This is a genomic window from Shewanella sp. Arc9-LZ (assembly GCF_010092445.1).
Taxonomy (GTDB): Bacteria; Pseudomonadota; Gammaproteobacteria; order Enterobacterales; family Shewanellaceae; genus Shewanella.
Window position 1 is genome coordinate 1,485,903 of record NZ_CP048031.1, and the last position, 13,940, is coordinate 1,499,842.

Genomic DNA, 13,940 nt, shown 5'->3' on the forward strand with positions numbered 1-13,940 from the left:
GTTGAGTTCATAGGCTTACCTATTAGGAAGATAATGTGACAGATAAATCACTTGCTGAAGCAGAGTACAATCAATTTAGGCTGTTTTTAGAACAGCATAGCGGTATTGTGTTAGGTGAGAACAAACAATATTTAGTCCGCAGTCGTTTAGCGCCTTTGATGGGGAAGCATAATTTGCCTTCTTTGTCTGAGGTAGTTAAAAAGTCGATGAAACCGATAGAACGACAACTGCGCGCTGAAGTGATAGATGCGATGACCACCAATGAAACGTTATGGTTTCGAGACCGTTACCCATTTGAATTACTGCACAATACTCTATTGCCTGAATACAGTAAGCTTGGCAGACCATTAAAAATTTGGTCGGCTGCGTGCTCTTCAGGTCAAGAACCTTATTCGTTGGCCATGACGGTGTTGGAATATCAACAACGTAAACCTGGTGCTTTACCAGGAGGCGCGACAATTCAGGCAACAGATTTATCACCTTCTATGCTAGATCGTTGTAAAAATGCTGAATATGATGGTTTAGCACTTGCTCGTGGTTTGTCTGAAGAACGTAAACGTCAGTTTTTTGATGCTTTACCTTCGGGTAACATGAAAGTTAAAGATAATGTGAAGCGATTAGTTAACTTTAGAGCCCATAATCTACTTGAAAGTTATAGCCTATTAGGTAAATACGATATTATTTTTTGCCGCAATGTGTTGATTTACTTTGCTCCTGAGGCAAAGGCTAAAATTTTGCGGCAATTTGCTGCCGCACTTAATCCTAAAGGTATTTTATTTTTGGGTGCGTCAGAATCTCTTGCGGGATTAACCGAAGAATTTAATATGGTTCGCTGTAATCCTGGAATTTATTATCAAAAGAAAACCTAGATAATATAATAGCTTAATCTATTTATCATGCCGGCATTCGTCGGCATGTTTGTTTTTATCTTTTATTCCCTCATAAATTAAATTGTTGGCATAACCTTTGCTTTATTTCTACCAGTTAGCTGATGGAGGCAATTTTATGGCGATTAATTTCGATAATGCATTAGGTGTTCACCAATACTCTTTGGGCATTCGAGCTCAAAGAGCAGAAGTGATTTCAAGTAATATCGCCAATGCCAATACTCCTCATTATAAAGCTCAAGATGTCAATTTTGCTTCTGCTATGCAAGCGGCAAGCTCGCATCAGAAAGGCTTGAGTATGAGCCAAACCACAGAGAAACATTTTGATTTAACGGCGTTAAGTCAACAGCATGTTCAATATCGTATGCCAAATCAAGCTGATACTGGCGATGGTAATACTGTCGATACGCAGAAAGAGCAAGCAGCATTTATGCAAAATGCGCTCGAATATCAAATGTCATTAGGCTTTCTTGAAAGTAAATTTAGTGGCATGCGTAAAGCATTGCGAGGTGATTAATTATGAGTTTATTTAATATTTTTAATGTTTCTGGTTCAGGTATGTCTGCGCAGTCAGTGCGTTTGAATACCACCGCCAGTAATATTGCCAATGCTGATTCTGTGTCTAGCAGTGTCGATAAAACCTATCGCGCGCGTCATCCTGTTTTTGAAGCCGAAATGCTAAAAGCCAATAGCCAGCAAAACAGTTCGCCTGGCGTAACCGTTAAAGGCATTGTCGAAAGTAATAAGCCATTATTAAAAGAATACTCGCCAGACCATCCCATGGCGGATGGTGATGGTTTTATCTATAAACCTAATGTCAATGTGATGGAAGAAATGGCGGATATGATTTCTGCATCGCGTTCTTATCAAATGAACGTTCAGGTGGCTGATGCAACAAAGTCTATGTTGCAACAGACATTAAGGATGGGTAAATAGTATGATTATTCAAGGAGGTAACAATGAGCCTCGTTAATTCTTACAGTCAGTCTTTACCGCAACAATCCAGTAGTGCATCTAATACTAGCGCTACAACGAAAAGTTCTGTACAGACAAATACGACCAGCACGACTACGGGTAATCCTTTCCTTGACGGAATTCGTTTGCCTGAAGAAAGCGCTATCCCTGAATCAAAAGATCAGATGTTAAAGCAAGAAGATTTTTTTGCTTTACTCAGTCAGCAATTGTCGATGCAAGATCCGTTTAAACCGGTTGATAACGATCAAATGATTGCCCAAATGGCATCGTTTTCTACAGTCGATGGTATTTCAAATCTTAATGATGAAATCCTTAACCTTAATACTGTGATGAGTTCTAGCCAGGCGTTACAAGCTTCAGGCTTGGTTGGCCGCAAAGTGCTCATTCCTTCTGATACCGGCGCTATCTCTACCGAAAGCTCTGAGATAAAAGGGGTGATCAGTACGCCGTCAGCAATTGAAACGATTACGGTAAGGGTTGAAGACGAGTCGGGTCAGCTTATTAAGAGCTTTAATGTTGACGGCAGTAAAGGCGGCAATGTTGATGTGACTTGGGATGGTCTAGATAAAAGTGGTAACCCAGCTAAAGCGGGTAATTATGCCATTAAGGCCAGTGGTAAAGTCGATGGAACGTCACAAGATTTAGCCGTATCGACTTACGCTCATGTTACCAGTGTGTCATTAGGCACTGTAGCAACAGGAGCAATTTTGAATTTGCGTGGAGTAGGTGGAATTAAGTTATCTGACGTACTCGCAGTATCTGAAACATAGTACGGCTAACAACGAATCGTTAGTTGTCATCATAAATGAATTAATTGTGAGAGGTGTAATATGTCATTTAACATCGCATTGAGTGGTATCGCTGCCGCGCAAAAAGATTTAAATACAACCGCGAATAACATCGCTAACGTCAATACTATTGGTTTTAAAGAGTCTCGAGCTGAATTTGCTGACGTTTACGCCAATTCAATTTTTTCTAACAGTAAAACGGCTGTGGGTGGCGGTACAACTACTACACAAGTTGCGCAGCAGTTTCATCAAGGTAGCTTGCAATTTACCAGTAACTCATTGGATATGGCGATCAGTGGTGGTGGTTTCTTTGTTACCTCTTCTGAATTAGGTTCGCAAGATCAGTCATATACCCGTGCGGGTGCGTTTAAAGTTGATTCGGCCAATTATATGGTTGACTCAGCAGGGAATTTTTTACAAGGTTTCCCGGTGGATGAAGACGGTAACTCAACCTCGGTGAGTTTAACCACAACCCAACCGATTAAGATTCCTGACACGGCGGGTAGCCCAGTGCAAACTGAAAATGTTGGTTTGCAGATGAATCTCAATGTGAGTGAAATAGCCCTAGATCCAATTAATTTTAATCCTGCAGATTCTGATACATTTAATAATTCCACCTCGGTGACGATTTATGATTCGTTAGGTGAATCGCATATTATGACCACTTACTTTGTTAAACCCACTGGTGGTTCGCATACTGGCGAAAGTAATTGGGTGGCTTTTTATGCTGTTGATGGTGATCCTGTCGATGTAACAACTGCTGGAAAATATATTACTGATACCGATACTGACACTGATGGTGATGGTCTCGTGGATGCAACAGGGCTCGCATCAGCTGCCAACCCTAGTGGTGTTGGCACATGGTCAGGTGCGGTGCTTAAGTTTAACTCTGTTGGTGCTTATACTATCAGTGACCCTACCACTATTACCACTGAGGCTTTAGGTGCTGCTGGTGCAGGTGCTTTAGGTCCTGGGGCCGATGGTACTCAAGCGCTTACGATAAAATTTAATAATCCGACTCAATATGCATCTCCGTTTGAAGTGACTGAATTGACTCAAGATGGTATTACCGTCGGTCGATTAACCAATGTTGGTATTGGTTCCGATGGTTTAATTACCGCTAGTTACAGTAATGGCTCAACGGTTCCGTTAGCGCGCGTGGCATTAGTACGCTTTGCTAATGAACAAGGCCTTACACAGGTGGGTAATACATCTTGGAAAGCCAGTATCGATTCAGGTGCTGCATTAGCGGGAGAAGCCAATAGCGGTACATTTGGTAGTATTCGTTCATCTGCCCTTGAGCAATCAAACGTTGATTTAACCACAGAGCTGGTTGATTTAATCTCGGCTCAGCGTAACTTCCAGGCTAACTCGCGTACGCTTGAAGTCAACAACACCTTAAATCAAACCATATTACAAATCCGTTAAGTTTACCTTTACCTTATCAATTTATGTTTACGTGATAATAGGTGTTGCCGTTTACGGCAACACCTTGCCTTTATCCTTGTTATTGTTACTCCTCGCTACTCCTTGTTATTACCTCACTAGTGTTGATAGATGCTTTTTTGACACTCACGCGTTATTCGTTAATTTTATTGATTAACCGATTCATGTAGTTACCTCCTTACAACACAACTTAAATCTCATTGGCATGATGCTTGCTTGTTCTGTGTATATAGTGTTTTTGCAGAAAGTTTGACGGAGCAAAAAATGGACAAATTTCTTTATATTGCCATGAGTGGCGCAAAGCAGGGGATGAATGCCCTAGCAGTGAGTGCGAACAATCTTGCTAACGCCAATACTGATGGATTTAAAGCTGACATGGTCCAAGCCCGTTCAATGCAGGCATTTGGTGAAGGCTTGCCTACACGGGTATTTTCGATGATGGAAAGCCCTGGCAGTAATTTTAACGGTGGTCCGATTAAAACCACTGGTCGTGACCTTGATATTGCGGTTAAGGGTGATGGTTGGCTTGCAGTGCAAGCGGCAGATGGTTCTGAAGGATACACCCGTGCGGGCAGTTTAAAAATTGACAGTACAGGTTTGTTGTTAAATAGCAGTAACCGTCCGGTAATGGGAGCTTCGGGTCCTATTGTGTTACCCATTCCGGTTGAGAAAATAGAAATTTCCGCCAACGGTATTATTTCAGTACGTCCGCAAGGAGCAACCGCTGAAGTGATAGAAGAGGTCGCGAGGATTAAATTAGTTAATCCTGGTAACGAAAACCTAATGCGCGGTGAAGATGGGTTGTTTCGCTTAACTGCGGGTGGCAATGCACCAAACGACCCCGGCGTTCAAGTTGAAAGCGGCGCGGTTGAAGGCAGTAATGTGAACTCAGTGCATGAAATGGTCGCCATGATTGATATTCAACGTCAATACGAAATGCAAGTCAAAATGATGAAGAACGCTGAAGAAATTGATCGGGCGTCCACTTCCTTGATGAGAATTAGTTAGGAGTAATTATTATGCATCCAGCGTTATGGATAAGTAAAACCGGTGTCGATGCCCAGCAAACTAACATTGCCGTTATTTCAAATAACGTGGCCAACGCCAGTACTGTCGGATTTAAGAAAAGTCGTGCGGTATTTGAAGACTTACTTTATCAAACGGTTAATCAAGCCGGTGGTATTAGCTCAGACAACAGCAAGTTACCCAATGGTTTAAACATTGGTGCGGGTACTAAAGTTGTTGCTACCCAAAAAATGTTTACCCAAGGCAACATGCTGACTACCGATAACTCATTAGATTTAATGATTGAAGGTTCGGGCTTTTTTGAAGTGCAAATGCCAGATGGCACAGCAGCCTACACGCGTAATGGCCAGTTCAGCTTAGATGATACTGGTCAGATTGTAACCCCGGGTTCAGGTTATGTGGTGCAACCGCCAATTACCATCCCGGATGATTCCACCAGTATTACGGTATCGGCATCGGGCGAAGTGTCAGTGCAAACCCCTGGTACCGCAGCCAGTCAAGTTATTGGCCAGTTAACCATGACCGATTTTATTAATCCGGCAGGTTTAGATCCGTTAGGACAAAACTTGTATACCGAAACGGGTGCAAGTGGCACACCTATTCAAGGTACTGCGTCGCAAGACGGCTTAGGTTCTATTCGCCAAGGAGCACTAGAAACCTCTAACGTGAATGTAACAGAAGAGTTGGTCAACCTTATTCAAGGTCAACGTATTTACGAGATGAACTCTAAAGTTATCTCAGCAGTTGATCAGATGTTGTCTTATATTAATCAGAATCTCTAAGGAGCTAACATGATTAAATACATTGCGTTAGCCTCAGTAGTGTTATTGGCTGGCTGTAGTTCTACTGCCAAGAAACCGATTGCTGATGACCCATTTTATGCGCCGGTATACCCAGATACCGTTCCGACGCAGGTGGCGCCAACGGGATCTATTTATCTTGATAGCCAAGCATCAAGCTTGTATTCCGATATTCGTGCGCATCGCGTCGGCGACATTATTACCGTGACCTTAAAAGAGTCTACTCAAGCGTCGAAAAGTGCCAATAACGAAATCAAAAAAGGCTCAGATTTAAGTGTAGAGCCCATTTATGCCGGCGGTAAAAATATTTCCATCAGTGGTGTCCCAATTGATTTGGGTTACTCCGACAGCATGAACACCAAGCGCGAATCTGACGCCGATCAATCTAACAGTTTAGATGGCAGTATTTCGGCCAATATCATCCAAGTGCTCAGTAACGGTAACTTGGTGATCCGCGGTGAAAAATGGATTTCTATTAACAACGGTGATGAGTTTATTCGTGTCACCGGAATGATCCGCAGCGAAGACATTAATCCAGACAATACAATCGATTCGACACGAGTGGCTAACGCTCGTATTCAGTATAGCGGTACCGGTACGTTTGCTGACTCCCAAAAAGTCGGTTGGCTGAGTTCATTCTTTATGAGTGACTGGTGGCCTTTTTAAGGAGTAATGCATGAAAATTAAACTGATTACGTCGGCTGTATCTATAGTCGCATCAATACTAATGCTAACCGCACCTGCACATGCAGAACGGATTAAAGACATCGCCAGTATTCAAGGGGTGCGAAGTAACCAATTAATCGGTTATGGCTTGGTGGTCGGTTTGCCAGGTACTGGGGAGAAAACCCGTTATACCGAACAAACCTTCAGAACCATGCTCAAAAATTTCGGCATTAATTTACCAGACTCTGTTCGTCCTAATTCAAAGAACGTCGCTGTCGTTGCGGTGCATGCCGAAATGCCTGCCTTTATTAAACCGGGTCAAAATCTTGACATTACCGTGTCCAGTTTAGGCGAAGCAAAAAGTTTACGTGGCGGTACTTTATTGCAAACCTTCCTAAAAGGGGTCGATGGCAATGTGTACGCCATTGCTCAAGGCAGTTTAATTGTCAGTGGTTTTAGTGCCGAAGGACTTGATGGCTCATTGGTGATCCAAAATACCCCAACCGTTGGCCGCATTCCAGGTGGTGCCATTGTTGAGCGCAGTGTTATTAGTCCGTTTGCTAGCGGTGATTACCTTACGTTTAATTTACGTCGCTCAGATTTTTCAACCGCCAAACGCACCGCAGATGCGATTAACGATTTACTGGGTCCGGATATGGCAAAGGCTATTGATGCCACTTCTATTCAAGTGAGCGCGCCACGCGATGCATCACAGCGGGTGTCGTTTTTATCGGTATTAGAAAACATTGAAGTCATACCGGCGGAAGAATCAGCCAAGGTGATTGTTAACTCACGTACTGGCACCATTGTCGTTGGCCAAAACGTCAAGTTATTACCCGCTGCTGTCACTCATGGCGGATTAACCGTCACCATTGCTGAAGCCACCCAAGTATCACAACCCAACGCATTAGCCGGTGGTGATACGGTTGTTACCACAAATAGTACGATTGATGTGTCAGAAAAAGATCGTCGTATGTTTATGTTTAATCCTGGTACCACACTTGATGAGCTTGTAAGAGCCGTGAATTTAGTGGGTGCAGCACCATCAGACGTACTTGCCATACTCGAAGCGTTAAAAATGGCAGGCGCTTTGCATGGTGAACTTATCATTATCTAATAATTGTCGGAATGACTATGGAAAAGTTGTCAGCTTCATCGAACTTTCTGGATCTAGGAGGACTAGATTCACTTCGTGTCCAAGCCCAGAAAGACGAGAAGGGGGCACTTAAAGAAGCAGCAAAGCAATTTGAAGGTATTTTTATTCAAATGCTGATGAAAAGCATGCGAGATGCTAATGCTGCGTTTAAGTCAGACAATCCAATGAACAGTGAAACTACTGCGTTTTTTGAACAAATGCGCGATCAGCAAATGTCAGTCGATTTATCTAATAAAGGCATGTTGGGCTTGGCTGAGATGATGGTGCAGCAACTAGACCCAGATGATAGCCCCATTACGCCAGCTTCAGTATTGCGTGGCAATAGTGATTATAAAGTTAACCCAAGTATGTTTGTTGCTCCAGCAACAGAATTAGATAAAGACACTCTCGATATTATTGCGCCAAAAGATCAAATAGCCGCATCGCATTCTATTATCGGACATTCTGTTATAGATAGCGCCGAATCGATGCGACCAATGTCAGCCCAACTTACTAATGTGCTAGACGGTGAACAGTTAAACAGCGTATTACGCGGTGAGCAATTAGCCAGTCAAGCAGTACAAGTAGGCAAGGTATTGCCGCAAACAGATTTTGCAGTTCCTAAAGCTAAAGGCATTGCAGTGAGTCAATTTACTAGCCCAGAACATTTTATTTCAGTCTTGTATCCCCATGCTGAAAAAGCGGCTAAATCGTTAGGAACCTCAGCTGAGGTATTAATTGCCCAGTCGGCATTAGAAACCGGTTGGGGCCAAAAAGTGGTACGCCGTAACGACGGTACTATGAGTCATAATCTGTTTAATATTAAAGCAGACAAGCGTTGGCAAGGTGATAAAACCTCAGTCAATACATTGGAATTTGAAAAGGGCATTGCGGTGCAACAAAAAGCGGATTTCAGAATGTATGACAACCTTGAACAGAGCTTTAATGACTTTGTGTCGTTTATTAGCCAAGGCGATCGTTATCAGGATGCACGTAAAGTTGCCAGCGAGCCAACTCAGTTTATTAAAGCATTGCAAAAAGCCGGCTACGCCACCGACCCTCAATATGCCAATAAAGTCATCAATGTGATGAAGTCGGTAAAAGAAGGCCTTAAATCTATATTACCTGTGGAGACTAAATAATGTCGATTGACTTACTCAATATCGCTCGCACAGGCGTTCAAGCATCTCAAGCTCAGTTAGGTGTGACCAGTAATAACATTGCCAATGCCAATACTGAAGGTTACAACAGACAAGTTGCTACCCAGTCATCATTAGAATCACAACGCTTGGGCAATAATTTTTATGGCACCGGCACGTATGTGTCCGATGTTAAACGTGTTTATAACGAATTTGCTGCGCGTGAGTTACGCATCGGTCAAACAAGCATGAGTGCGGCTGAAACGTCTTACAGTAAGTTAAGTGAGCTAGACCAGATTTATTCTCAAATTGGTAAAATGGTGCCAGAAAATCTAAACAACTTTTTTGCAAGCATCAATAGTGTGGCCGATTTACCAACAGATCTTGGTATTCGCACTAACAGCTTAAGTTCTGCGCAACAGTTAGCCGCTGGTCTGAATCAAATGCAATCACAACTAGATGGCCAGGTGAAACAAACCAATAGCCAAATAGAATCCATTACCACTCGTATAAATGAGATAAGCAAAGAATTAGGCAACATCAATTTAGAGTTGATGAAATCTCAAGACCAAGATAGCCAAGTATTAGACAAGCAAGACGCACTTATTTTAGAGCTCAGCCAGTATGCGCAGGTTAATGTTATTCCGTTAGATACCGGCGCAAAGTCAATAATGCTGGGCGGCTCAGTAATGTTGGTGTCAGGTGAAGTGTCGATGTCGATGGGCATGAGTACCGGCGATCCTTACCCAAATGAACCACGCATTAATGCCTCTATTGGCGATAAAACCCTTAACATTGATCCGTCTAAATTGGGCGGTCAACTTGGCGCATTATTTTCATTTAGGGACGACACCTTATTACCGGCCAGTACTGAACTCGGCCAATTAGCGTTAGGCATAGCAGACACCTTTAATGATATGCAATCCAAAGGTTTTGATTTAAACGGTGACGTTGGTAGCGATATTTTTCGTGATATTAACGACCCATTAATGGCATCTGGCCGTGCGGGAAGTAATTCTACTAATAGCGGTACGGCAGCCATGTCGGTCAATATTGACGATGTTGGCGCATTGTCAGGAAGCACCTACCAACTGAGTTTTACCACAGCGAATGGTTATCAATTAACAGATAATCAAACCGGAAAAGTATCAAACTTAACATTATCGGGTACTCAATTAACAAGTAGTGCAGGTTTTAGCATTAATGTTGCCGGCGGCCCAATAGCGGATGGTGATAAGTTTGAAATTCGTCCAACGGCTGGTGCTGCTGCAGGTTTAAAAGTAGTGATGACCGACCCTAAAGGCATTGCCGCTGCAGGGCCAACGTTAACATCGGCCTCAACTAATTTAGGCAACACTTCAGTTAGCTTAAACAGCATGGATTCAACTGTAGCGGGTTTCCAGGTTGGTTCAACGATTACTTTCAAGCTCGACACTACATTAAATACTTATCAAGCATTTACTAGTGCAGGTGTTTCATTAGGCCCAAGCGCCACATACACAGGTAATAATATTAATGCTTTTGGTATGGACTTTGATATTACTGGTTCTGGTACCTCTAATAGCTTCACGTTTGATTTAGCATTTGCCGAAGGCAACAACAGCAACGCAGTTGAAATGGCCAAGTTATCAGACACTAAATTAATGAATAACGGTACCGGTACCTTAACCAGCGTATTTGAAAATACTAAATTGGATATCGGTAGCCAAACTAAGTCTGCTGAAGTGCGCGTGGGCTCAGCGACGGCAATATATCAACAAGCGAGTACCCGGGTGCAAAGCGAATCTGGCGTCAACCTTGATGAAGAAGCTGCAAACTTATTGCGTTTTCAACAATCTTATCAAGCAGCCGCCAGAATTATGACTACAGCGCAAACCATTTTCGATACTTTATTAAGCTCGGTTCGCTAGGAGATACATCATGAGAATTTCTACCGGACAGATGTTTCAGCAAAACACTAATAGCATATTAGAAAAGCAATCTGCCACTAACACTATCATGGCGCAAATATCTAGCGGCAAAAGGGTTAATACCGCTGGTGACGACCCTGTTGCTGCTATTGGTATTGATAACTTAAAGCAAAAAAATGCTTTGGTGGACCAATTTGTAAAAAACATTGATTATGCGACAAACCGTTTAGCCATTAGTGAAAGCAAAATTGGCAGTGCTGAGACATTGATTTCATCAATGCGTGAACAACTGCTTAGAGGGGCAAACGGCAGTCTTAGTTCTGTTGAACGGCAAATGATTGCCGATGAAATGAGATCGAGTTTAGAAGAGCTACAGTCTATTGCCAATAGCCAGGATGAATCTGGCAATTATATGTTTGCGGGTAATAAAACCAATTCTCAACCCTTTGCTTTTAATACTAATGGTGAAATTGTTTACAGCGGTGATTCTGGCGTTAGAAAAAGTGTTGTGGCTTCAGGAATTGCTATGGCAACAAACATTCCCGGTGATACAGCCTTTATGAATGCTGCTAATCCTTTAGGTGATTATGGCGTCAATTATTTGTCTAGTCAGCAAGGTGACTTTACCGTTGCCAGCGCCAAAATAACAGGTTCTATACCTCATATATCTGATACATATAGATTTAATTTTGTTGCAAATGGCACTGGTGTTGATCTTGAAGTATTAAGTTCGGGTGGGGCAACAGTCAAAACAGTTGCTAACTTTGATCCTACTAATGCGGTTTCCTTTAACGGCATAGATGTTAAATTAAGCGGAACTCCGACAGCAGGTGACTCATTTACTATCGAGCCTATTGAAACAATTAGTATTTTCGATTCATTTAGCAAAGCACTTGCTTTATTGGAAACGCCGGAAGGAACAAATACCTCTCAAGGAAAGTCGCAGTTGGCACAACTATTGAATGATATCGATAGTGGTCAAAATCAAGTCAGTACGGCAAGAGGAATCGCGGGTAACAATTTGAAAGGTTTAGAGAGCATTTCGACAAACCATTTGGAAGAAAAAATTATCAATACCAGTACGCTATCTATTCTCGAAGATTTAGATTATGCCGAAGCTATTACAGAATTTGAAAAGCAACAACTTGCACTTAATGCTGTATCGAGTGTGTTTAGTAAAGTGGGTTCGCTTTCATTGTTTGATTACATCTAACAAAAAGCAATCTCGTTAAATTGTAAAATTTAGCCAAGCTCCACAGTCTTGGCAACAAAACTAGGAATGAGGAATTATTTATGGCTATTACAGTAAATACCAACGTTACGTCAATGAAAGCGCAAAAGAATTTAAATACATCGAGCCAAGCATTATCGACGTCGATGGAGCGCTTATCGAGTGGTCTACGTATTAACAGTGCTAAAGACGATGCCGCAGGTTTAGCTATTTCAAACCGCTTGAACTCGCAAATTGGTGGTTTAGCAGTGGGTATGCGAAATGCAAATGATGCGATATCTATCGCACAAATTTCTGAAGGTGCTATGCAAGAGCAAACCAACATGTTGCAGCGAATGCGTGATTTGACTATCCAATCTGCAAACGGTGCAAACAGTGTTGACGATAATAAAGCGATTAAAGCTGAAATGGATGAGTTAGCATTAGAAATTACCGAGATTGGTACCAATACCGCTTTTGGTGATACAAAATTATTAACAGGAGATTTTGCTACTGGGAAAAGTTTCCAAGTGGGCCATCAAGATGGTGAAGACATTACAATTTCTGTACAAAAATCAGATGCAACCTCATTATCCGTGGCAGCATTAGAAAACTCTACTGCAACGCAACGTACTACCTCTTTAGCCGCTATTGATGAGGCAATAAAAACAATTGATGGTCAACGTGCAGACTTAGGTGCCAAACAAAATCGTTTAGCTTATAACATAAGCAACAGCGCAAATACTCAAGCAAACGTTGCAGATGCGAAAAGTCGTATTGTTGATGTTGATTTTGCCTCAGAAACCGCAACAATGACTAAGAACCAAGTTTTACAACAAACGGGTTCAGCGATGTTAGCTCAAGCTAATCAGTTACCTCAAGTCGCACTGTCACTTTTAGGCTAACTCAACGTATTATAATGAAAAACGGCTTCTATTTAGAAGCCGTTTTAGTTTTCTTTAATATACTAACAAAAGATGACTTTCTTAATACAAGATAAAAAAAGATAAAAAAAGCTAAAGTTAGGAATATTGCAGCCGTTAAATATATTGTAACGAGCAAAACCTGTCTGACTTGACATAAAGCAAACAGGCATATCTCAAGTCAGAATCAATATGAGGAAGCAATCATGGCTATCACAGTAAACACTAACGTAACATCAATGAAAGCACAGAAAAATTTAAATTCGTCAAGTGGTGCTCTTGCAACTTCTATGGAGCGTCTATCAAGTGGTTTGCGTATTAACAGTGCCAAAGATGATGCAGCAGGTTTGGCTATCTCTAACCGTTTGAGCTCACAGGTTAATGGTTTAGCTGTGGGAATGCGCAATGCAAATGATGCGATATCTATCGCACAAATCTCAGAAGGCGCCATGCAAGAGCAAACTAATATGCTTCAGCGTATGCGTGATTTGACCGTACAATCTGCAAACGGTGCAAACAGTGCTGAAGACAATATAGCAATTAAAGCTGAAATGGATGAGTTAGCATTAGAAATTACTGAGATTGGTACCAATACCGCTTTTGGTGACACGAAGCTATTAGATGGTACTTTTGCTACTGGGAAAAATTTCCAAGTGGGCCATCAAGATGGTGAAGACATTACCATTTCTGTACAAAAATCAGATGCAACCTCATTATCCGTGGCGGCATTATTAAATGCCTCTGCAGGGGACCGTACTACGTCTTTAGCCGCTATTGATGAGGCAATAAAAACAATTGATGGTCAACGTGCAGACTTAGGTGCCAAACAAAATCGTTTAGCTTATAACATAAGCAACAGCGCCAATACTCAAGCAAACGTTGCAGATGCGAAAAGTCGTATTGTTGATGTTGATTTTGCCTCAGAAACCGCAACAATGACTAAGAACCAGGTTTTACAACAAACGGGTTCAGCGATGTTAGCTCAGGCGAACCAGTTACCTCAGATTGCTTTGTCATTATTATAGAATTATTTTT

General features: G+C 42.0%; 14 protein-coding genes. All 14 read left to right on the top strand.

Going from position 1 to position 13,940, the window contains the following annotated elements:
• Nucleotides 1–35: 35 nt before the first annotated feature.
• The 14 genes from GUY17_RS06395 (at nucleotide 36) to GUY17_RS06460 (ending at nucleotide 13,930) form a co-directional block, all read left to right on the top strand.
• Entirely contained in the window at nucleotides 36–869 is an 834-nt protein-coding gene (locus tag GUY17_RS06395) for a protein-glutamate O-methyltransferase CheR (RefSeq protein WP_101085440.1), read from the top strand.
• A 136-nt stretch (nucleotides 870–1,005) separates the two neighbouring features.
• Nucleotides 1,006–1,404, top strand: a complete 399-nt coding sequence (flgB, locus tag GUY17_RS06400; protein ID WP_162022645.1) for a flagellar basal body rod protein FlgB — start codon at nucleotides 1,006–1,008, stop codon at nucleotides 1,402–1,404.
• 2 nt (nucleotides 1,405–1,406) lie between these two features.
• Entirely contained in the window at nucleotides 1,407–1,823 is a 417-nt protein-coding gene (flgC, locus tag GUY17_RS06405; RefSeq protein WP_101085435.1) for a flagellar basal body rod protein FlgC, read from the top strand.
• 23 nt (nucleotides 1,824–1,846) lie between these two features.
• Nucleotides 1,847–2,632, top strand: coding sequence for a flagellar hook assembly protein FlgD (gene flgD / locus GUY17_RS06410; RefSeq protein ID WP_162022646.1), 786 nt, complete (start codon nucleotides 1,847–1,849; stop codon nucleotides 2,630–2,632).
• Between the two features lie 60 nt (nucleotides 2,633–2,692).
• Complete coding sequence (gene flgE, locus GUY17_RS06415) at nucleotides 2,693–4,078, top strand: flagellar hook protein FlgE (RefSeq protein WP_162022647.1); 1,386 nt, start codon at nucleotides 2,693–2,695, stop codon at nucleotides 4,076–4,078.
• Nucleotides 4,079–4,360: 282 nt separating this feature from the next.
• Nucleotides 4,361–5,104, top strand: a complete 744-nt coding sequence (flgF, locus tag GUY17_RS06420; protein WP_101085429.1) for a flagellar basal-body rod protein FlgF — start codon at nucleotides 4,361–4,363, stop codon at nucleotides 5,102–5,104.
• Nucleotides 5,105–5,115: 11 nt separating this feature from the next.
• Nucleotides 5,116–5,904 carry a flagellar basal-body rod protein FlgG gene (flgG, locus tag GUY17_RS06425; protein WP_123777077.1) on the top strand — a complete coding sequence of 263 codons (789 nt, stop codon included), beginning with the start codon at nucleotides 5,116–5,118 and terminating at the stop codon, nucleotides 5,902–5,904.
• 9 nt (nucleotides 5,905–5,913) lie between these two features.
• A complete protein-coding gene (flgH, locus tag GUY17_RS06430) occupies nucleotides 5,914–6,588 on the top strand; it encodes a flagellar basal body L-ring protein FlgH (protein ID WP_101085425.1) in 675 nt (224 codons plus the stop codon).
• Between the two features lie 10 nt (nucleotides 6,589–6,598).
• A complete protein-coding gene (locus tag GUY17_RS06435) occupies nucleotides 6,599–7,705 on the top strand; it encodes a flagellar basal body P-ring protein FlgI (RefSeq protein ID WP_101085423.1) in 1,107 nt (368 codons plus the stop codon).
• 17 nt (nucleotides 7,706–7,722) lie between these two features.
• Nucleotides 7,723–8,865, top strand: a complete 1,143-nt coding sequence (flgJ, locus tag GUY17_RS06440; RefSeq protein ID WP_162022648.1) for a flagellar assembly peptidoglycan hydrolase FlgJ — start codon at nucleotides 7,723–7,725, stop codon at nucleotides 8,863–8,865.
• On the top strand, nucleotides 8,865–10,772 hold the full coding sequence (gene flgK, locus GUY17_RS06445; RefSeq protein ID WP_162022649.1) for a flagellar hook-associated protein FlgK: 1,908 nt from the start codon (nucleotides 8,865–8,867) through the stop codon (nucleotides 10,770–10,772). The genes flgJ and flgK overlap by 1 nt, the downstream gene beginning before the upstream one ends.
• A 10-nt stretch (nucleotides 10,773–10,782) precedes the next feature.
• Nucleotides 10,783–11,985, top strand: coding sequence for a flagellar hook-associated protein FlgL (gene flgL / locus GUY17_RS06450; RefSeq protein WP_162022650.1), 1,203 nt, complete (start codon nucleotides 10,783–10,785; stop codon nucleotides 11,983–11,985).
• 80 nt (nucleotides 11,986–12,065) lie between these two features.
• Nucleotides 12,066–12,887, top strand: a complete 822-nt coding sequence (locus GUY17_RS06455) for a flagellin (RefSeq protein ID WP_162022651.1) — start codon at nucleotides 12,066–12,068, stop codon at nucleotides 12,885–12,887.
• Between the two features lie 224 nt (nucleotides 12,888–13,111).
• A complete protein-coding gene (locus GUY17_RS06460) occupies nucleotides 13,112–13,930 on the top strand; it encodes a flagellin (RefSeq protein WP_162022652.1) in 819 nt (272 codons plus the stop codon).
• The last annotated feature ends 10 nt before the right edge of the window (nucleotides 13,931–13,940 follow it).

Excerpts from the sequence above, each read along its gene's own strand:
- flgB (WP_162022645.1), top strand. The coding sequence starts at position 1,006 with ATGGCGATTAATTTCGATAATGCATTAGGTGTTCACCAATACTCTTTG.
- flgC (WP_101085435.1), top strand. The coding sequence starts at position 1,407 with ATGAGTTTATTTAATATTTTTAATGTTTCTGGTTCAGGTATGTCTGCG.
- flgD (WP_162022646.1), top strand. The coding sequence starts at position 1,847 with ATGAGCCTCGTTAATTCTTACAGTCAGTCTTTACCGCAACAATCCAGT.
- flgE (WP_162022647.1), top strand. The coding sequence starts at position 2,693 with ATGTCATTTAACATCGCATTGAGTGGTATCGCTGCCGCGCAAAAAGAT.
- flgF (WP_101085429.1), top strand. The coding sequence starts at position 4,361 with ATGGACAAATTTCTTTATATTGCCATGAGTGGCGCAAAGCAGGGGATG.
- flgG (WP_123777077.1), top strand. The coding sequence starts at position 5,116 with ATGCATCCAGCGTTATGGATAAGTAAAACCGGTGTCGATGCCCAGCAA.
- flgH (WP_101085425.1), top strand. The coding sequence starts at position 5,914 with ATGATTAAATACATTGCGTTAGCCTCAGTAGTGTTATTGGCTGGCTGT.
- GUY17_RS06435 (WP_101085423.1), top strand. The coding sequence starts at position 6,599 with ATGAAAATTAAACTGATTACGTCGGCTGTATCTATAGTCGCATCAATA.
- flgJ (WP_162022648.1), top strand. The coding sequence starts at position 7,723 with ATGGAAAAGTTGTCAGCTTCATCGAACTTTCTGGATCTAGGAGGACTA.
- flgK (WP_162022649.1), top strand. The coding sequence starts at position 8,865 with ATGTCGATTGACTTACTCAATATCGCTCGCACAGGCGTTCAAGCATCT.
- flgL (WP_162022650.1), top strand. The coding sequence starts at position 10,783 with ATGAGAATTTCTACCGGACAGATGTTTCAGCAAAACACTAATAGCATA.
- GUY17_RS06455 (WP_162022651.1), top strand. The coding sequence starts at position 12,066 with ATGGCTATTACAGTAAATACCAACGTTACGTCAATGAAAGCGCAAAAG.
- GUY17_RS06460 (WP_162022652.1), top strand. The coding sequence starts at position 13,112 with ATGGCTATCACAGTAAACACTAACGTAACATCAATGAAAGCACAGAAA.